The 18203-nt window shown below is 66.1% G+C and carries 17 protein-coding genes and 1 other RNA gene; 8 read left to right on the plus strand and 10 right to left on the minus strand.

Features of this window, described 5'->3' with window-relative positions:
• Positions 1-27 precede the first annotated feature (27 nt).
• From PMI42_RS25560 to PMI42_RS25580, 5 genes are all read right to left on the minus strand, one after another.
• Entirely contained in the window at positions 28-942 is a 915-nt protein-coding gene (locus tag PMI42_RS25560; RefSeq protein ID WP_008139455.1) for a metallophosphoesterase, read from the minus strand.
• 152 nt (positions 943-1094) lie between these two features.
• Positions 1095-2153, minus strand: coding sequence for a Holliday junction branch migration DNA helicase RuvB (gene ruvB, locus PMI42_RS25565; protein ID WP_008139456.1), 1059 nt, complete (start codon positions 2151-2153; stop codon positions 1095-1097).
• Positions 2150-2767: a Holliday junction branch migration protein RuvA gene (ruvA, locus tag PMI42_RS25570; RefSeq protein WP_008139457.1), complete on the minus strand. Its 618-nt coding sequence runs from the start codon at positions 2765-2767 to the stop codon at positions 2150-2152. The genes ruvB and ruvA overlap by 4 nt, the downstream gene beginning before the upstream one ends.
• Positions 2764-3291 (minus strand): crossover junction endodeoxyribonuclease RuvC, encoded by a 528-nt coding sequence (gene ruvC, locus PMI42_RS25575; RefSeq protein ID WP_008139458.1) that lies wholly within the window; start codon positions 3289-3291, stop codon positions 2764-2766. Before ruvC ends, ruvA begins: the two co-directional genes overlap by 4 nt.
• Positions 3292-3497: 206 nt before the next feature.
• Positions 3498-4244 carry a YebC/PmpR family DNA-binding transcriptional regulator gene (locus PMI42_RS25580; RefSeq protein ID WP_008139459.1) on the minus strand — a complete coding sequence of 249 codons (747 nt, stop codon included), beginning with the start codon at positions 4242-4244 and terminating at the stop codon, positions 3498-3500.
• Between the two features lie 221 nt (positions 4245-4465).
• Here PMI42_RS25580 and PMI42_RS25585 point away from each other — a divergent pair, with 221 nt between their 5' ends.
• From PMI42_RS25585 to PMI42_RS25610, 6 genes are all read left to right on the plus strand, one after another.
• Positions 4466-6214, plus strand: a complete 1749-nt coding sequence (locus PMI42_RS25585) for a methyl-accepting chemotaxis protein (RefSeq protein WP_008139460.1) — start codon at positions 4466-4468, stop codon at positions 6212-6214.
• Positions 6215-6321: 107 nt separating this feature from the next.
• The gene (locus tag PMI42_RS25590) at positions 6322-7746 is read left to right on the plus strand and encodes a methyl-accepting chemotaxis protein (protein ID WP_008139461.1); all 1425 of its coding nucleotides are present in this window, start codon (positions 6322-6324) and stop codon (positions 7744-7746) included.
• A 503-nt stretch (positions 7747-8249) separates the two neighbouring features.
• Positions 8250-9386 (plus strand): DSD1 family PLP-dependent enzyme, encoded by a 1137-nt coding sequence (locus tag PMI42_RS25595; protein ID WP_008139462.1) that lies wholly within the window; start codon positions 8250-8252, stop codon positions 9384-9386.
• Between the two features lie 564 nt (positions 9387-9950).
• Positions 9951-10415: a (2Fe-2S)-binding protein gene (locus PMI42_RS25600; protein ID WP_193376347.1), complete on the plus strand. Its 465-nt coding sequence runs from the start codon at positions 9951-9953 to the stop codon at positions 10413-10415.
• A gap of 8 nt (positions 10416-10423) precedes the next feature.
• Positions 10424-12592 carry a xanthine dehydrogenase family protein molybdopterin-binding subunit gene (locus PMI42_RS25605; protein WP_008139464.1) on the plus strand — a complete coding sequence of 723 codons (2169 nt, stop codon included), beginning with the start codon at positions 10424-10426 and terminating at the stop codon, positions 12590-12592.
• Positions 12589-13932: a c-type cytochrome gene (locus tag PMI42_RS25610; RefSeq protein WP_008139465.1), complete on the plus strand. Its 1344-nt coding sequence runs from the start codon at positions 12589-12591 to the stop codon at positions 13930-13932. Before PMI42_RS25605 ends, PMI42_RS25610 begins: the two co-directional genes overlap by 4 nt.
• 348 nt (positions 13933-14280) lie before the next feature.
• Here PMI42_RS25610 and PMI42_RS25615 read toward each other — a convergent pair whose 3' ends face one another.
• The 5 genes from PMI42_RS25615 to PMI42_RS25630 form a co-directional block, all read right to left on the minus strand.
• The gene (locus PMI42_RS25615; protein ID WP_008139466.1) at positions 14281-15105 is read right to left on the minus strand and encodes a TIGR00282 family metallophosphoesterase; all 825 of its coding nucleotides are present in this window, start codon (positions 15103-15105) and stop codon (positions 14281-14283) included.
• Positions 15083-15679 (minus strand): 5-formyltetrahydrofolate cyclo-ligase, encoded by a 597-nt coding sequence (locus PMI42_RS25620; RefSeq protein ID WP_008139467.1) that lies wholly within the window; start codon positions 15677-15679, stop codon positions 15083-15085. Before PMI42_RS25620 ends, PMI42_RS25615 begins: the two co-directional genes overlap by 23 nt.
• 202 nt (positions 15680-15881) lie before the next feature.
• Positions 15882-16042, minus strand: a non-coding RNA gene (gene ssrS / locus PMI42_RS37685) — 6S RNA.
• A gap of 217 nt (positions 16043-16259) precedes the next feature.
• A complete protein-coding gene (locus PMI42_RS25625; protein ID WP_008139468.1) occupies positions 16260-16643 on the minus strand; it encodes a cell division protein ZapA in 384 nt (127 codons plus the stop codon).
• Positions 16640-16960 carry a DUF4164 domain-containing protein gene (locus PMI42_RS25630; RefSeq protein ID WP_035966622.1) on the minus strand — a complete coding sequence of 107 codons (321 nt, stop codon included), beginning with the start codon at positions 16958-16960 and terminating at the stop codon, positions 16640-16642. The genes PMI42_RS25625 and PMI42_RS25630 overlap by 4 nt, the downstream gene beginning before the upstream one ends.
• On the opposite strand from PMI42_RS25630, the gene PMI42_RS39380 reads away from it, so the two are divergent.
• Both PMI42_RS39380 and PMI42_RS25635 read left to right on the plus strand, forming a co-directional pair.
• Positions 16929-17075, plus strand: a complete 147-nt coding sequence (locus PMI42_RS39380; protein ID WP_157195824.1) for a hypothetical protein — start codon at positions 16929-16931, stop codon at positions 17073-17075. The genes PMI42_RS25630 and PMI42_RS39380 overlap by 32 nt on opposite strands.
• Positions 17076-17257: 182 nt before the next feature.
• The coding region (locus PMI42_RS25635) for a thiamine pyrophosphate-binding protein (RefSeq protein ID WP_008139470.1) at positions 17258-18203 on the plus strand (946 nt) is incomplete at its 3' end.

Consider the following 18203-nt stretch of genomic DNA (forward strand, 5'->3'; position numbering starts at 1 on the left):
AAAACCGGCCAGCCGCGCAAGCGCGGGTTATGCAATGGCTGGTGTCCTTCCCAGCGTCACCTCGACGATCTCCGGCGGCACGCCGACGCGGACGGGCATGATGCTGCAACCAAGGCCGCCGGAAACGATGAGGTCGCATTTCAGCCTGAAATGGCCATAGGCGAGCCGCAGCCCGTGCTTGGCCGAGACGGCCGGGGACCAGCCGAGCAGGCGAACCTGGCCTCCATGGGTATGTCCGGACAGTTGCAGCGCGACCCGCGCGGGTACGAGCGGCGCGATATTGGGCTCGTGCGCGAGCAGGATGACCGGCGCGTCGTCGGTCACCTTCGCCAGCGTGCCCGCCAGATCGTCCGCACCAAGCCGATGCGCTCGGCCATAGCGCTTTGCGGGATAGTAGGCGAGCTGGTCGCCGAGGCCGGCGAGCCAGAAGGATCGGCCGTCCTTGGTAAGACGCACGGCGTCGTTCTCGTAGACGGGAATGCCGACTGCCTCCAGCGCACGATGCGCCAGCGTCGGTCCGTGCCCGGCCTGCTGCACGGCCCTGTCGACCCAATAGTCGTGATTGCCCATGACGGCATGGACGCCGAGCGGTGCTTTCAGGCCCGCGAGCACCCTAGCCCATTCGCTCGACGGAATGAAACGCGTAACCTGATGGACACCGGCGACGTAGTCGCCGAGCAACACGATGATATCAGGCTTGAGCGCATTGGTGCGGTCGACGATGCCCTCGATCCGCTCCAGCGACATCCAGGGATCGCAGGCATGAATGTCGGTGACGACGGCGATCTTGAGCGCAAGATCCGCCGGCCATTGCCGCGGCGTCGGATGATAGCGGGTGACGCGGAGCCGCTGCGGCTCGATGCCGACGCCGTAGGCCGCGGTCGAGATGCCGAGGGCGGACAGGCCGCCGATGGAACGGATGAGATGACGGCGCGTGATCATGGAAGCCTGATGGTGATGTGCTTTCCTGATGCGGCCCGAATGGAGCGGAATTGGGGTGCGCTCGTGCAGACCGTCTGCATCTCCGTGCAGACGGTCTGCACGGAGATTACCGGAAGTTCATGACATTAGGAGCGCTTTGCAATCGCGCCAGATCAGTCGTCGCTCTCGTCCGTGCCGAACAGGCCGAACTGTGCCGCCGCGTCGCGCGAGGGTTCGGCAATGCCGAGATGGCGGAATGCGTGCGAGGTGAGCAGGCGGCCGCGCGGCGTGCGCTGGAGGTAGCCGCACTGGATCAGATAAGGCTCGATGATGTCCTCGATCGCATCGCGCGGCTCGGACAATGCGGCGGCCATGGTCTCGACGCCGACCGGGCCGCCGCCGTAGTTCATCGCGATGGTCGTGAGATAGCGGCGGTCCATGGCATCGAGGCCGGCGGCATCGACCTCGAGCGCGCTCAGCGCGTGGTCGGCGATCTTGCGGTCGATCGATGCGGCATCGGCAGCGGAGGCGAAATCGCGCACGCGGCGCAAAAGGCGCCCGGCGATACGCGGCGTGCCGCGGGCGCGGCGCGCGATCTCGTTGGCGCCATCAGTGCTCATGCCGACATTGAGCACGCGCGCGCCGCGGGTGACGATGCTTTCCAGCTCTTCGATGGTGTAGAAATTCAGCCGCACCGGAATGCCGAAGCGGTCGCGCAAGGGATTGGTGAGCAGGCCGGCGCGCGTGGTGGCGCCGACCAGGGTGAATTTCGACAGCTCGATCTTCACCGAGCGCGCCGCCGGCCCCTCGCCGATGATGAGGTCGAGCTGAAAATCCTCCATCGCGGGATAGAGCACCTCTTCCACTGCCGGGCTGAGGCGATGGATCTCATCGATGAAGAGCACGTCGCGTTCTTCGAGATTGGTGAGAAGGGCGGCGAGGTCGCCGGCCTTGGCGATCACGGGACCTGACGTCGCGCGAAAGCCGACGCCAAGCTCTTTGGCCACGATCTGCGCCAGCGTGGTCTTGCCCAGGCCAGGCGGGCCGACGAACAGCACGTGATCCAGCGCCTCGCCGCGCTTGCGCGCCGCCTCGATGAAGATCGACAGGTTCTTGCGCGCCTGCTGCTGGCCGACGAAATCGGACAGCGATTGCGGGCGTAGCGCGGTGTCGCCGACATCGTCGCTGCGGCGTTCGGGCGAGACCATGCGGTTGGCCTTGGGGTCGCTCACTTCGCGAGCTCCTTCAGACCAAGCCGGATGAGCTGCGCCGTCTCGGCATTCTCACCCGCGCTGCGCGAGGCCGAGGCAATGGCCGCGGCCGCCTGCGGCTGGCCATAACCGAGATTGACCAGCGCGGAGATGGCATCCGCGACCGGGCGCGGCGCGCGCTGGTCGTCAACGGCGCCGGCGAGGTGCACGACGGCGGGATCGACATTGGCGAAGGCCGGCGCCTTGTCCTTCAGCTCGGTGACGATGCGCTCGGCGACCTTGGGGCCGACACCGGGCGTGCGCGCCACCGCGGCCTTGTCGCGCAGCGCAATGGCATTGGCGAGGTCGGAAGGCGCCAGCGTGCCGAGCACCGCGAGCGCAACCTTGGCGCCGACGCCCTGCACGGTCTGGAGCAGGCGAAACCATTCGCGCTCCTGGTCGGTGCGGAAGCCGAACAGCTTGATCTGGTCCTCGCGGACGTAAGTCTCGATCGACAGCACCGCGGCCTCGCCGGGCGACGGCAGAAGCTGCAACGTGCGGGCCGAGCAATGCACCTGGTAACCGACGCCGCCAACGTCGAGGAGCACATAATCCTCGCCGTAGGAATCGATCAGGCCCTTGAGCTTGCCGATCATATTCCGACCACCTTCAGCCGCAACGCCGTGCTCTGGCGGTGATGGGCGTGGGTGATGGCGATGGCGAGCGCGTCGGCCGCATCGGCTGACGGCGGCTCGGCTTTCGGCAGCAATATCTTCAGCATCATCGCGATCTGGTGCTTGTCGGCATGGCCGGCGCCGACCACGGTCTTCTTGACCTGGTTCGGCGCATATTCGGCAACGGAGATGCCGAACATCGCGGGCGCCAGCATGGCGACGCCGCGGGCCTGTCCAAGCTTCAGCGTCGCGACGCCGTCCTTGTTCACGAAGGTCTGCTCGACCGCGGCTTCCATCGGCTTGTGACCGGACAGGACGGCGGCGAGCCCCTCATGGATCGCGAGCAGCCGGCTCGCCAGCGGCAGGTCGTCCGGCGGTTCCACCGAGCCGCAGGCGACGTAGATCAAACGGTTGCCCTCGGCCTCGATCACGCCCCAGCCGGTGCGGCGCAAGCCGGGGTCGATGCCGATGATGCGAACGGGGCCACGAATCGGGAGCACGGTCATGGGCCAGTGATAGCGGCTGGCCGCCGTGGGGGAAACAGAAACAGAACGGAAGTAACAGGGGAAAGGCGGGCCCGTGCCCCGGGCGCGGCGCGGAGCGGTGCGCCGCTGTACGGGGGCCCATGTTGCCGCCGGCGCTTGAGGCTCTGGATCCCGGCTCTGCGCAGCAGCGTTTCACGCTGCGGCGCGTCCGGGACACGAGACTGGCGTCAGCCGCCCATCTTCGCCATCAGCGCGTCCGACACCTCGAAATTGGCGTAGACGTGCTGGACGTCGTCGTGCTCGTTGAGCAGGTCCATCAGCTTGAGCAGCTTCTCGCCGGTCTCGTCGTCGACGGCGACCGTGTTCTGCGGCTTCCAGATCAGCGCGGCCTTGCGCGGCTCGCCGAACTTGGCTTCCAGCGCCTTGGCGACGTCGCGATAGCCTTCGGTCGAGGCGTAGATCTCATGTCCGCCCTCGCCCGAGACGACGTCATCGGCGCCAGCCTCGATCGCGGCATCGAGCACCGCGTCGTCATCGGCGACGCTGCGGTCATATTCGATGATGCCGGTGCGGTCGAACATGAACGACACCGAGCCGGTTTCGCCGAGATTTCCGCCCGACTTGGTGAAGAAGGAGCGGATGTCGGAGGCGGCGCGGTTGCGGTTGTCGGTCAGCGCCTCCACGATGACGGCGACGCCGCCGGGGCCGTAGCCCTCGTAGCGGATCTCGTCATAGTTCTCGCCTTCATTGCCGAGCGCCTTCTTGACGGCGCGCTCGATATTGTCCTTCGGCATGTTCTCCTGCCGCGCCGCGATGATCGCCGCGCGCAAGCGTGGGTTCATGGCGGGGTCGGGTGTCCCCAGCTTGGCGGCGACGGTGATTTCCCGCGCCAGCTTGCCGAACAGCTTCGACTTCTGGGCATCCTGCCGCCCCTTGCGGTGCATGATGTTCTTGAATTGGGAATGTCCGGCCATGCGTGGTCTTCTCTAGGGAATCGTCTGCCATGAGGTGAGCGTGGGAAGCGCGGCCTTATAGGCTGCCAACCCACCGGAATCAAAGGGCCCTGCCGCGTTAAGGTAGCACTGTAAAGGTAGCCACCGTAACGGCCCGTGCCTAGATGTCAGGCACCGTTAACCCTGATTTCATTCCAGCCTGCGAAAATAGCGCCCGACGGTTCCCCCACAAGAGAGACCTGATGGCATTCGGACTATTTCGGAAGCGTCTGCCGGACTTGGCTGCGCCCGCGGCAACCCCGCAGGCTGCGCAGGCGCCGGCCCATTCCGAGCCCGTTCCGGCCGCTGAGGGCGATTCGGCCAGGGAGATCCTCGAGCTGCTGGAACTCGAGCTCGGCGCCATGATCCGCCAGCTCGAGCGCGCCGCCAATTCGGTCGCCGGCGGTGCCGAGGCGACGGCGGCGACGCTTGCGGACATCCGCCAGCGCACCGACGCCCTCACCGGCCGCACCAACGCCGCGCAGTCGACCGCATCCACCTTCGCCCATGCCGCCGACAAGTTCACCCAGTCCGCGCAAGGCATCGGCGCGCAGGTCCGCGCGGCCGGCAAGCTCGCAGACGAAGCCAGCACCGCGGCGCAGGAAGCCCGTGCCAATGTCGACCGCCTGCGCGAATCCTCCGCCGCCATCGGCAATGTCGTCAACCTGATCGCCCAGATCGCACGGCAGACGACGCTGCTCGCGCTCAACTCGACCATCGAGGCCGCGCGCGCCGGCGCTGCGGGAAAAGGCTTTGCGGTCGTCGCCACGGAAGTGAAAGCGCTCGCGGTGCAGACCCAGGGCGCGACGGAAGAGATCACCAAAAAGATCGACGCGCTCCAGCGCGACGCCGCAGGCTCGGCCGATGCCGTGCACCGCATCTCCCAGGCGATCGAGGCGATCCGCCCGGTGTTCGAGACCGTCAATGGCGCGGTCGCCGAGCAGAACGCCACCACCAGCGAAGTCTCCGGCAACGCCGCCAGCGCCTCGGACTTCATCGTCTCGGTCGGCGAGAGCGCGGCCGAGATCGACGCCGCGACCAAGGCCGCCGAGACCCATGGCGAGCACGTCGCCAGCGCCGGCAAGGCCGTGACCACCTTCGCGCAGAAGCTGAAATCGCGTTGCGCGGTGCTCCTCAAGCAGAGCGAGCACGACGACCGCCGCAAGACCGAGCGGCTGCCCTGCCATCTCAAATTCGAGACCGCGCGCGGCGTAATGCCTGTCTACGAGATTGCGATGGACGGGGTGCTGATCGGCGGCGCGGATGCCGGCCGGCTTGCCCCGCAGGCGATGATCGAAGGCACCCTCGAACAGGTCGGCGCCTGCCGCCTGCGCGTGACCGAGCAGTCCAAGGCCGGCGCCCGCGCGCAATTCGTCAGCCCGAGCACCGAACTCCGCGAGAAGATCGAAGACAGGCTGTGGTCGATCCACGAGGAGAATACCGAGTTCGTCACCCGCGCCATGGAAGCGGGCACCGCACTGACCCGGATTTTCGAACAGGCGGTCGCGCGCGGCGAGGTCAAGATCGATGACCTCTTCGATACCGATTACGCGGAGATACCAGGCACCGCCCCGCAGCAATACCGCACGAAATATCTCGACTGGGCCGACCGCGCGCTGCCGCCGTTCCAGGAAGCTTTCCTCGCCAAGGACCCGCGCATGGCGTTCTGCGCCATGGTCGACCGCAACGGCTTTTTGCCGGTGCACAACAAGATCTATTCGCACCCGCAGCGTCCGGGCGACGTCGCCTGGAATACCGCCAACAGCCGCAACCGGCGGATCTTCAACGATCCGGCCGGGCTCGCCGCCGCCCACAACCTGCGCTCGTACCTGGTCCAGAGCTATGCCCGCGACATGGGCAACGGCAATACGGTGATGATGCGCGAGATCGACGTCCCGATCCGCGTGCAGGGCCGGCACTGGGGCGGATTCCGCACGGCCTACAAGCTCTAGTGCACGCTCAGGCAAGACGCCCGGCGCGAATCATCCTCTAAGGTCGAAATTGGACTGGGAATGCCGCGGAGAGCCGATCGACGGCTCTGACTGGAGAAAGCCCGTACATGTCCCTCGCACAACTTGCAGTCCTCGATACCGGATCGAACCGGACGCTGGCCGAGCGGCTGATCGACCAGCTCGCCGACCGTATCGGCGGTCTCGGCGTGGAGCTCGCCGACATTGCCGGCAATGTCCAGGAAGTCGCCAACCGCGTCGCCGGCCAGTCGGAACGGTTCCACCACCTCCAGAAGACCGCCGAGACGATGGTCTCGGCCAACCACGACATCGCCAATGCGTCGCAGGCGGTGCAGACCACCACGTCCGCCGCGGTCGGCGAGATCGCGCAGTCGCGCAGCGCGGTCGACACCGCGGTCAACCACATTTCCGAGCTCGTCGCGGCCGTGGAGCGGATCGAGGCCCGCCTCTCCGCCGTCGGCTCGGCGCTGGCGCAGGTGGCGAAGGTCTCCGGCTCGATCGAGGCGATCGCGAAGCAGACCAATCTGCTGGCGCTGAACGCCACCATCGAAGCGGCGCGCGCCGGCAATGCCGGCCGCGGCTTTGCCGTGGTCGCGAGCGAGGTGAAGAACCTCGCGGAAGCCACCCGCCAGGCCACGCACCAGATCTCCGACACCGTGCGCGATCTCGACGGCCAGATCGAAGGCCTGATCGGCGAGAGCAGCGACGCCTCGCAGCGCGCCAAGACCGCCGGCGAAGGCGCGCAAGCGATCTCGAGCATCATCTCGCGCGTCCAGCAGGGCTTTGCCTCGGTGGAGGCCGAGATCGACAGCGTCACGCGCGCGGCAACTTCCAATCTCGGGCACTGCGACACCGTCATCAGCGAGCTCAGCGAGCTCGCCAAGGGCGTCGACCTCTCCTCGCGCGATCTCAGGAGCGCCGATCAGCGCGTGACCAAGCTGCTCGACACGTCGGAGGGCCTGATCGCACTGATCGCCGACAGCGGCGTCGAGACCTCGGACGCGCCGCTGATCCGCGCCGTCGTCGAGACCGCGAAGCGGATCGCGGCCGAGTTCGAGGCGGCGATCGACCGCGGCGAGATCACGCTCGACCAGCTCATGGACGAGAAATACCGCGAGATTCCCGGCACCGATCCAAAACAGTTCCTCACCAACTACGTCGACTTCACCGACCGCGTGCTGCCCGCGATCCAGGACCCGCTCCAGAAATCCGATCCCCGTATCGTGTTCTGCGTCGCCTGGTCCAAAGGCGGGTACCTGCCGACCCACAATCCGAACTACCGCCTGCCGCAGGGCAAGGACCCGGTCTGGAACAACGCCAATTGCCGCAACCGCCGCCTCTTCACCGATCGTACGGTGGCGAAGGTCGCGGCCAACACCAAGCCGTTTCTGCTCCAGACCTACCGCCGCGACATGGGCGGCGGCCAGTTCGTGCTGATGAAGGATTTGTCCTCGCCGATCGTAATCCGCGGCAAGCACTGGGGCGCCTTCCGGATGGGTTTTCGGCAGAGCTGAGGGCCATTGAATCAAAAATCTGAAAAACAACCCCATGCACAGTAGCCGGGGCGTGAGGAATCAATGGCTTGCCCCTCATCGTACGCGAGGCGCCTGATGAGCTCTTGACCCGTCGGGCAAAACAGGGGTACAATGCTATTATTCCGAAATCGCGATGCAAGCCTCTTCCTTCTCCCCTTGCGGGAGAAGGTGGCACAGGCGGCCTTTTGCCGCCGTTCTTGGGAACGCCGAAGCGAAGCTTCGGCTATGGCGCCGGATGAGGGGTTCTATCCGCGCTCGCATCTGCAAATGAGCATGCCGAGAGATACCCCTCACCCTAATGGGGTTGTGTCTTGCAGCGTCGCCGCCCTCTCCCGCAAGGGGAGAGGGCACAACAATGGGGAGCCCGATCCCGCCGCCTCCTGAGCGTCGAAGCCGCCAGCACTGGTGCGGCGGCCGTTGTTGCCATAGAAAGGCCGCCGCACATTCGTGGTGCGAGCCCGAACACAATCAGCTGGTTTTTGATGTCCCTTCCACCCACCCAAATCGGCGCGCCGCTTTCCGAGATCGATACACCGGCGCTGATCATCGACCTCGACGCCTTCGAGCGCAATCTCGACACGATGGCGGCAGCGGTCGGCAAGCTCGGCGTTCGGTTGCGTCCGCATGCGAAGACCCATAAGTCGCCGATCATCGCGGCCAAGCAGATTGCGCGCGGCGCGGTCGGCATGTGCTGCCAGAAGGTTGCCGAAGCCGAGATCCTGGTGGCGGGCGGGGTGAGTGACGTCCTCGTCAGCAACGAGGTGGTGGGCCTGCGGAAGCTGGAGCGGCTCGCGTCGCTCGCGCGCCACGCGCGCATCAGCGTTTGCGTCGACGATTCGATCGCGCTTGAGCAGCTGGCACGCGCCGCGGAACGGGCCGGCTCGCAGATCGAAGTCCTGGTCGAGGTCGACGTCGGCGCCGGTCGCTGCGGCGTCAGGCCGGGGCCAGCCGCAGCCGTCCTGGCGCGGCAGGTGGCGGGGTCACGCTTCCTCTCGTTCGGCGGGTTGCAGGCCTACCACGGCTCCGCCCAGCACTTGCGCACGCCGGAGGAGCGGCGCGCGGCCATCGCCAGCGCCGCGAATGCGACCACGGAGACAATTGGCGTCCTCAAGGAAGCGGGCTTTCAATGCCGGACGATTGGAGGTGCGGGAACCGGGACGTTCGAACTCGAAGGCGCGAGCGGCGTCTGGAACGAATTGCAGGCCGGCTCCTATATTTTCATGGACGCCGACTACGCGAAAAACGTCGCCGACGGGACGCGCAATGCCAACCTGTTTGAGCATGCGCTGTTCGTGATCGCGACCGTGATGAGCACCGCCTCCGGCGAACGCGCGGTCATCGATGCGGGCCACAAGGCCCTGTCAAACGACAGCGGATTTCCGGTCGTGCTGGGCCGGCCCGACCTGCGCTATCACCGGCCCTCTGACGAGCACGGCGTGCTCGACTTCGACGGCGCTTCGTCCCGGCTGACGATTGGCGACAAGGTGACGCTCATTCCGGGTCATTGCGACCCGACCGTCAATCTCTACGACTGGTATGTGGGCGTGCGCGGCTTCAATACGCCGGATGCCCGCGTGGAGGCGCTTTGGCCGGTCGCGGCGCGGGGCGCGGTCACCTGACACAAGGCGTACGCCGCGTGCAGCGCCGCAGGGTGGGCAATGCGACTTGTCCGCCGTAGCTCGAAGAGCGAAGGCGGAAGATGCCCTCGCGCCTGTCTTGCAAAGTTCGTGGGCACGGCGCAAGTGCGCCTTTGCCCACCCTACGATTCTGAACGCGCGCCTCGTCCTTCGAGACGACCGCCACACATTCCGTCCTCATCCTGAGGGCCCGCCGCAAGCGGGCGTCTCGAAGGATGGCCGCAGGCGAGCACGTGCCGCGCACACTTTTCCCAAACGCACGACTTTCGTCATCGCATGATTTTGCGCATTCGCACGATCGTCTGCGGCGATCAACGGGCCGCATGATGAAAATGCGTCAAAACATGACGCTTATCATACCAATTCGCCCAAAACGTTTGCTTCGGTCGCCGCACAAATTCGTGAACGTCATGGCCTGACGCTTCGCTCGCGCAAATATGCATTGCGAGAAATTTCGACGCTTCATCGTTTCGCGTCGTTATGATTATGGTCGCGCAAATTCGTCGACCAGATCGCCGCAAGCGATCGTCGAGCAAGGGGATGCATATGGCAACTGTTCTCACCATCAACGGCGAAGCGAAATCCTTCGACGCGCCACCGGACATGCCGCTGCTGTGGGTGCTGCGCGACGTCCTCGGAATGACCGGCACCAAATTCGGCTGCGGCATCGCGCAATGCGGCGCCTGCACGGTGCATGTCGACGGCAAGGCGGTGCGCTCCTGCGTGCTGCCGGTCGGCGCGGTCGCAAACCGCGCCATCACCACCATCGAGCATGTCGGCAGCACGCCCGCAGGCGCCAAGGTGCAGAAGGCCTGGCTGGAGGCCGAAGTGATCCAGTGCGGCTACTGCCAGTCCGGCCAGATCATGGCGGCCGCGGCGCTTCTGGCGACAACGCCGAATCCCGATGATTCCGACATCGACGCCGCGATGGCCGGCAACATCTGCCGCTGCGGCACCTATGTCCGCATCCGCGAGGCCATCAAGCACGCCGCCAACGGCAAGCAGTCGTGAGGTCCGCGATGAATGCACATCACAACGTTTCACGCCGCACGCTGCTGACCGGCGGTCTCGCCACCGGCTTCCTGCTCGCCTTCCATCTGCCGCTGCGCGCCGCTCCCAACGAGCCGGTGCAGCCGCCCGACGTGACCGACGGCAAGTTCGCACCCAACGCCTTCATCCGGATCGACGCAGACGGCGGGACCACGCTGGTGATGCCGCAAGTCGAGATGGGACAGGGAATCTACACCGCGGTCTCGATGATCCTGGCGGAAGAGCTCGACGCGGATTGGTCCAAGGTCCAGTTGCTGCACGCCCCGGCCAACGAGAAGCTCTACGGCAATCCCATTTTCATCATTCAGGCGACCGGAGGCTCCACGTCGGTCCGCGCCTTCTGGAAGCCGCTGCGCGACGCCGGCGCCAGCGCGCGTGCCATGCTGGTGCAGGCCGCAGCCGCGCAATGGGGCGTCGAGCCCGCCAGCTGCACGACGTCGAAGGGTGTGGTGACCCACAAGGCGAGCGGCCGGACGCTCGCCTATGGCGCGCTTGCGGCGGCCGCAAGCGGCCAGACGCCGCCCAAGACCCCCGCGCTCAAGGACCCCAAGGATTTCGTCTACATCGGCCAGCCGTTCAAGCGGCTCGACACCCCCGACAAGGTCAACGGCAAGGCGGTCTACGGCATCGACGCCATCGTGCCGGGCATGAAGTTCGCGACGCTGGCGCAGTGCCCGGTGTTCGGCGGCAAGGTCGGCAAGGTCGATGACCGCGCCGCGAAAAAGATTCCGGGCGTGCGGCAGATCGTCGTGCTCGACGATCTCGTCGCGGTGGTCGGCGATCACATGTGGGCGGCAAAGAAGGGCCTGGACGCGCTCGACATCGAATGGAACGAGGGGCCGAACGCGAAGATCAATTCGAAAGCGATCTGGGACGATCTGCGCGCCGCCAGCGCAAAGGACGGCGTGGTCGCCAGGTCCACCGGCGACATCGCCAAGGGCCTCGCGAGCGGCGAAAAATTCGAGGCTTCGTTCGAGCTGCCGTTCCTCGCGCACGCAACGATGGAGCCGTTGAACGCGACGGTGCATTGCAAGCCCGATTCCTGCGAAATCTGGACCGGCACGCAGATCATGGCGCGCGTGCAGTCGGAGGCGGCCAAGGCCGCCGGGCTGCCGGTCGAGAAGGTCACCGTCAACCAGCACCTGCTGGGCGGCGGCTTTGGCCGTAAGCTCGAGCCGGACATGGTGGTCGCGGCGGTTCGCATCGCCAAGCAGGTCGACGGGCCGGTCAAGGTGGTGTGGACCCGCGAAGAAGACATCCAGCACGACGTCTACCGCCCGGTCTATCGCGATACGATCGCAGCGACCCTGGCGGACGGCAAGATCGCCGGCTGGAAATACAAGATCGCCGGGGCTGCGATCATCGCGCGCTGGCTGCCGCCGGCGTTCCAGAAGGGCATCGACATCGATGCGATCGACAGCGCCACCGACGTGCCCTACGAGATTCCGAATGTTCACGTCGAATATGTCAGGGCCGAACCGCCGGCGATCCCGACCGGGTTCTGGCGCGGGGTCGGCCCCAACAACAACGTGTTTGCGGTCGAATGCTTCATCGACGAGCTGGCGCGCAAGGCGGGCAAGGACCCGGTCGCGTTTCGCCGTGGCATGCTGGCCAATCAGCCGCGCTTCCTGTCGGTCCTCAATCTTGCGGCAGAGAAAGCCAATTGGGGGCAACCATTGCCGGCGCGCGTCGGGCGCGGCGTGTGCCTGCAGCCCTCGTTCGGAAGCTTCATCGCAACCGTCGTGGAAGCGGAGGTCGACGAGCAGGGCGAGATCAATCTGCGCCGTGCGACCTCGGTGGTGGACACCGGCATCGCCGTCAACCCCGACACGATCGTGGCCCAGGTCGAGGGCGGGCTGATCTTCGGCCTGACCGCCGCGCTCTATGGCGAGATCACCATCGAGAAGGGGCGCGTCCAGCAATCCAACTTCAACGACTACCGGATGCTGCGGATCAACCAGACGCCCAAGATCGAGGTTCACGTCGTCAAGAGCGGCGAGGCGCCCGGCGGCATCGGCGAGACCGGCACGACGGCCGGGCCGCCTGCCCTGCGCAACGCGATTTACGCGGCAACCGGCGTGGCGCTGCGGCGCCTGCCGATCGATCGGAAACTGCTGGCTGCGGGGAAAAAGGCATGAGCGGCAAGATGCGTATCCTCACAAGCGTCGTTGTCATCGGCGTCGTCGCAGCAGGCCTCGGCGTCTTCATCGTCCGCGGCCCCGGCCCGCTCGATTTCGCCGGCGGCACAAAAGTGGCGCTGGCGGACTATCGCGCCGGCAAGCCCACGGGCGTACCGGCCAAGCTCGAGAAAGCGAGCCTGGTCGAGCGCGGCGAATATCTCGCCAAGGCGGCCGACTGCATGGTCTGCCACACCAAGCCGGGCGAGAAGGAGTATTCCGGCGGGCTCAGCTTCAAGCTGCCGTTCGGCACCCTCTATTCCACCAACATCACGCCGGACAGGGACACCGGCATCGGCAATTACAGCGACCAGGAGTTTTTGAACGCGGTCCAGCACGGCAAGCGCCGCGACGGCGCCCGGCTTTATCCGGCGATGCCGTATACGTCCTACACCTTCATGACCGACGAGGACGTCCTGGCGGTGAAGGCCTATCTGTTCAGCCTGCCGGCGATACGCGCCAAGGCGCCCGACAACACGCTGTCGTTCCCCTTCAACCAGCGCTGGGCGATGATTTTTTGGTCAGCCGTTTTCAATCCGGACACGCGCTTTACGCCTAATACATCGAAGAGCCCGGAGTGGAATCGTGGTGCGTATCTTGCGGAGGCGCTGGCGCATTGCGGCGAGTGCCACACGCCGCGCAATCTCGGCTTCGCGCTTGATAACCGCAAGAAGTTTGGCGGTGCCCTCACCGCCGGCTGGCGCGCCTTCAACATCTCCTCCGACAAGGCGACGGGCCTCGGCAATTGGAGCGATGCGGACCTGATCTCGTATCTGTCGCTCGGCCACGCGCCGGGCCACGGCTCGGCCTCGGGTCCGATGGGCGAAGCGGTCGATCACAGCTTTAGCCAGTTCGCCCCCGAAGACATCAGCAGCATCGTCGCTTATCTCCGCAGCGTGCCGCCAGTGCCCTCGCCCGACCTGCCCGCGACCACGGCGCCGGTTGCGCCAGCCTCGCACAAGGACGGCGTGACGGCCGATGCGCGCGGCAAGATGCTGTTCGCCGGCGCCTGCGCCAGCTGCCACGGCTGGAGCGGCGAAAGCCCGGTCTCGCCGATGGCGACGCTGACCGGCACCTGGGCCGTCAACGATCCCGCCGCCACCAACGTCGCGCAGATCGTGATCTCCGGCACCAAGCGGCACACGCCTGATGGCGCGCTGTCGATGCCGGCGTTCGGCAATGCGTATACGAACGACGAGATCGCGGCGGTCGCGAACTACGTCACGGCGCGGTTCGGGACGAAGGGCTCGAAGCTGACGGCGAAGGATGTGGCGGAGTTGCGGGAGCAGACGGCGGAGTAGACGTCGCGGTGAGATTGACGCGTGATCGCGCGTCAATCTCCACTGTCGTCCCGGACAAGCAGCGAAGCGGAGTGCAGATCCGGGACCCATACCCACAGGGAGTAGTTTGGCGAAGACTCGGAGTGGGAGTTGTGCCCCACACCACTCCCTGTGGTTATGGGTCCCCGCGCACCCGTGCGCAATCGCGCACTAGGCGGGGACGACACCGAGGGTGTGGCTTCGTCCTTCAGTTTCGTAGGGTGGGCAAAGCGAAGCGTGCCCACCACCTTTAACGATCGAGAAAGATCGTGGGCACGGCGCAAGTGCGCCTTTGCCCACCCTACGATTCCGAGTTTGACGCGCCGCTGCTCAGCTCAACCAGAATTTCGGCGTCGTCGGCTCCAGCCGGCCGCCGACGCGCACGGGCGCAACCCGTAGTGCAAGCCCCGTCGCATCGTCCGTCTCCACCGCGACGCCGCTGAGCGTCGCCGCGCCCGCCGCGGGCTCGAACCGGCCCGACGGAATCCCCGACGTGAACCGCCGCAGCGGCTCTTCCTTCTGCATGCCGATGATGGAGTCGTAGTCGCCGGTCATGCCGGCGTCGGTCATGTAGGCGGTGCCGCCGCTAAGGATCTGGTGGTCGGCGGTCGGGACATGGGTATGCGTGCCGACGACGAGGCTGGCGCGGCCGTCGCAGAAGAAGCCGATGCCCTGCTTCTCGCTGCTGGCCTCGCAGTGGAAGTCGACGACGATGGCGTCGGCGGCAACGCCGAGCGGACAGGCCCCTAACTCGCGCTCCAGCGCGGCAAAGGGATCGTCGAACGGGGTCATGAAGACGCGGCCCAAAGCGTTGACGACGAGGGCGTGCTTGCCGTTCTTGGTCTCGACCAGGGCAGCGCCGCGGCCGGGCGTGCCGCGCGGATAATTCGCGGGACGCACCAGGCGCTCGGCGCGCTCGATGAAGACGAGGGCTTCGCGCTGGTCCCAGGAGTGGTTGCCGAGCGTCACCGCATCGGCGCCGGCGTCGAGAAACTCCTGGTAGATCGCTTCCGTGATGCCGAAGCCGCCGGCCGAATTCTCGCCGTTGACGACGACGAGATCGAGCGACCAGTCCTTGACCATGCCGGGCAGATATTCGGCGATGGCGTTGCGCCCCGCCCGGCCGACGACATCACCCACGAAGAGAATGCGCAACTTCAGAACTCCGGAAATCAAACACGTCCGATTCCGTTAGCACATAATCCAGCGCGACGTCGTGGGCTAGTGCGGGAACGGCCTCGATCTCTTGCGCTGCAAAAGCGAGCCCGATGCCGACGATCTGCTTGGCTTTTCGCAGATGCGCGAAGGTGAAATCGTAATGCCCCGCACCATAGCCGATGCGATGGCCGAGACGGTCGAAGGCGGCGAGCGGTGTCAGCATGATGTCTGGAATGATCTCGGCGGCCGCCGGCGACGGCTCGGGAATGCCGAGCGGGCCCATCATCAGCCGGTCGTTCGGATGGAAGATGCGGAAGACCAGCGACTGGCCGCGCGCGGTGACGCAAGGCAGCGCCAGCCTGGCGCCCTCCTCGGCGAGCTTCCTCATCAGCGGCATCGGATCGATCTCGCTGCGGATCGGCGAGTAGCCGGAAACGATGCTGCCCGGCAGCAGCTTGAACGGCAGCCCGCGCTTGGCGAGCCTAGCGGCGGCGGCGCTGCGCTTCTTCTCACTGAGCGCGTCGCGCGCCGCGAGGGCTTTGGCGCGGAGTTGGGATTTGGTGTTGGTCATGCGCGCTTGCTCCGCCGTCATCACCCGCGAAGGCGGGTGATCCACTATTCCAGAGACGCCAGTGATCAAACATCGACGCCGCGGCGTACTGGTTGCCCCGCTCCCGTGCGCAATTGCGCACTAGGCGGGGCATGACACCGAAACTAAACCGCAGCGTGTCGGGGACGCAATTCGAAGGGCCCGAACCAGAAGACAGAAACAGTGCGAAGCCGCGTACGCCGTTGAAGCACTCGATCCCGGAGTTCCCTACGAAAGTAGGTGGGCACCATATGTCCGGGCCCACGGGCCCGGCCAGGGACAGTTCCCTAAAGGATCGATAAGGCCCCGGGGATATATGGCTCCTGACGCGCGTCGCAGCCTCGCCGGGCCAATGTAACAACGATACTGACGAATCGCCAGCCCGGTGAGTGGGCGCGCCCACTTGCTTGCCAAATCCACCGGTGAACTCCCTCTCCCGCCTGCGGGAGAGGGTTGGGGAGAGGGCTCTCACCTCTGGGAGAGTCTCACTGTGGAGACACCCTCTCCCCAACCCTCCCCCGCGAGCGGGGGAGGGAGCACACCGCCTGCCTGGCAGCGGCCCCTACCCGATCGCGATGCCGTTGCCCACCGTCCGGTTCAGGACCTGGGTCGACTTCTCGATGCGTTCGGCGGCCGAGTTCAGCGCGTTCACCACCGCGGTCTGCGTCAATCGGGCGCGCTCGACGGCGGCGTTGCGGAAATCCCGCAATTCCGTCAGCTCCTGCTCCATGGTGCGGACGCGGTTGCCGGCGTCGACCAGCTCGTCGCAGACGGTCAGCGCCGCCATCACGGTGAGCCTGGCATCGCCGATCTCGCCGAATTTTCCGCGCAGCGATTGAATCCGCGTCTCCAGGCTCTCGGCGAGCTTGAGCAGCCGCACCTCCTGGCCCTCCTCGCAGGCCATGCGGTATTGCCGGCCATTGATGGTGACGTTGATGTGGCTCATCCGTCCTCTCCGGTATCGAGCACCGAGCGTATCGTGATGATTGCGGAATCCAGCCGGTCGGAGATCTCGCGATTGGTGCGCTCGAGCTTGCGCGCCTTCACCAGCGCGCCGTCGAGCTCGTCGGCAAGGCGCGAGCGATCCGCGCCCAGCGCCTGGATGCGCGCCGCCAGCTCGTTCTCGTCGCGATCGGCATCGCGCCGCCGCTCCACCGCGCTTTCGAGCGCGTCGAGCGCCGCCATCAGCCTGCGGGTCGCGATCTCGATCTCGACGGCGGAGGACTCCGTCATGGCAGAGCTGTTGGATACGCGATCGTTCATGCAGTCAGCGGCGGAACCTGTGGCCTGTCTGGTGGCCTTTACCCTGGAGCTTGCCGTCCGGCAAAAGACTCGGTTCGGCAAGCGGTTAGAAGCAGAAATTTACGTGGCAAGCTAGCCGAGCGCAACGCCGCCGCGAAACTATGCACTGCTAAGCAACTTTTACGGCCAAACCGGCGTTTGATTGCCTTGGCCTGCCGGAACCGAGATGCTATCCCAGCCGCGACCCCAGCGGCCGAAAGGCTCCTTCCGGCGCGGCAAATACAGCCACAAGCGCCTCATTTCAGACGGATTTCAGACATGACGCAGGTCGATCACAACCGTATGGCCAACGCAATTCGCGGCCTTGCCATGGACGGCGTCGAGAAGGCGAAATCGGGCCATCCGGGCCTGCCGATGGGCGCCGCCGACATGGCGACGGTGCTGTTCACGCAATTCCTGAAATTCGACGCCGCTGCGCTGGACTGGCCCGACCGCGATCGCTTCGTGCTGTCCGCCGGCCACGGATCGATGCTGCTCTATGCGCTGCTTCATTTGATCGGCAGCCCCGAGATGACGATCGACCAGCTCAAGGATTTCCGCCAGCTGGGATCGCTCACGCCGGGCCACCCCGAACACGGCCACACCAAGGGCGTCGAGACCACCACCGGTCCGCTCGGCCAGGGTCTCTCGACCGCGGTCGGCATGGCGCTCGCCGAGAAGATGCTCGCCGCGGAGTTCGGCAAGAAGATCGTCGACCACCACACCTACGTGCTCGCCTCCGACGGCGACCTGATGGAGGGCGTGTCGCAGGAAGCGATCGCCATGGCCGGGCACTGGAAGCTCAACAAGATGATCGTTCTCTACGACGACAACGGCATCTCGATCGACGGCCCGACCTCGATCTCCGACTCCGTCGACCAGGTGAAGCGATTCAAGGCGTGCGGCTGGGCCGCCGAGAAGATCGACGGCCACGACCAGGCCGCGATCGCCGACGCGATCACCCGCGCCAAGAAGTCGAGCAAGCCGACGCTGATCGCCTGCCGCACCACCATCGGCTTCGGCGCGCCGCATAAGGCCGGCACCAACAAGGTGCATGGCGAAGCGCTCGGCGCCGAGGAGCTCAAGGCCGCCAAGGAAAATCTCGGCATCTCGCAGGAGCCGTTCTCGGTGCCCGACGACGTGCTGAAGGCGTGGCGCGCGGCCGGCAGCCGCGGCGCGGCGGCCCGGCAGGAATGGGAGGCTCGGCTCGGCGAGCTCGGCAGCC

The organism is Bradyrhizobium sp. YR681 (assembly GCF_000282615.1).
Taxonomy (GTDB): Bacteria; Pseudomonadota; Alphaproteobacteria; order Rhizobiales; family Xanthobacteraceae; genus Bradyrhizobium.

Excerpts from the sequence above, each read along its gene's own strand:
- PMI42_RS25560 (WP_008139455.1), bottom strand. The coding sequence starts at position 942 with ATGATCACGCGCCGTCATCTCATCCGTTCCATCGGCGGCCTGTCCGCC.
- ruvA (WP_008139457.1), bottom strand. The coding sequence starts at position 2,767 with ATGATCGGCAAGCTCAAGGGCCTGATCGATTCCTACGGCGAGGATTAT.
- ruvC (WP_008139458.1), bottom strand. The coding sequence starts at position 3,291 with ATGACCGTGCTCCCGATTCGTGGCCCCGTTCGCATCATCGGCATCGAC.
- PMI42_RS25580 (WP_008139459.1), bottom strand. The coding sequence starts at position 4,244 with ATGGCCGGACATTCCCAATTCAAGAACATCATGCACCGCAAGGGGCGG.
- PMI42_RS25585 (WP_008139460.1), top strand. The coding sequence starts at position 4,466 with ATGGCATTCGGACTATTTCGGAAGCGTCTGCCGGACTTGGCTGCGCCC.
- PMI42_RS25590 (WP_008139461.1), top strand. The coding sequence starts at position 6,322 with ATGTCCCTCGCACAACTTGCAGTCCTCGATACCGGATCGAACCGGACG.
- PMI42_RS25595 (WP_008139462.1), top strand. The coding sequence starts at position 8,250 with ATGTCCCTTCCACCCACCCAAATCGGCGCGCCGCTTTCCGAGATCGAT.
- PMI42_RS25600 (WP_193376347.1), top strand. The coding sequence starts at position 9,951 with ATGGCAACTGTTCTCACCATCAACGGCGAAGCGAAATCCTTCGACGCG.
- PMI42_RS25605 (WP_008139464.1), top strand. The coding sequence starts at position 10,424 with ATGAATGCACATCACAACGTTTCACGCCGCACGCTGCTGACCGGCGGT.
- PMI42_RS25610 (WP_008139465.1), top strand. The coding sequence starts at position 12,589 with ATGAGCGGCAAGATGCGTATCCTCACAAGCGTCGTTGTCATCGGCGTC.
- PMI42_RS25620 (WP_008139467.1), bottom strand. The coding sequence starts at position 15,679 with ATGACCAACACCAAATCCCAACTCCGCGCCAAAGCCCTCGCGGCGCGC.
- PMI42_RS25625 (WP_008139468.1), bottom strand. The coding sequence starts at position 16,643 with ATGAGCCACATCAACGTCACCATCAATGGCCGGCAATACCGCATGGCC.
- PMI42_RS39380 (WP_157195824.1), top strand. The coding sequence starts at position 16,929 with ATGGCAGAGCTGTTGGATACGCGATCGTTCATGCAGTCAGCGGCGGAA.
- PMI42_RS25630 (WP_035966622.1), bottom strand. The coding sequence starts at position 16,960 with ATGAACGATCGCGTATCCAACAGCTCTGCCATGACGGAGTCCTCCGCC.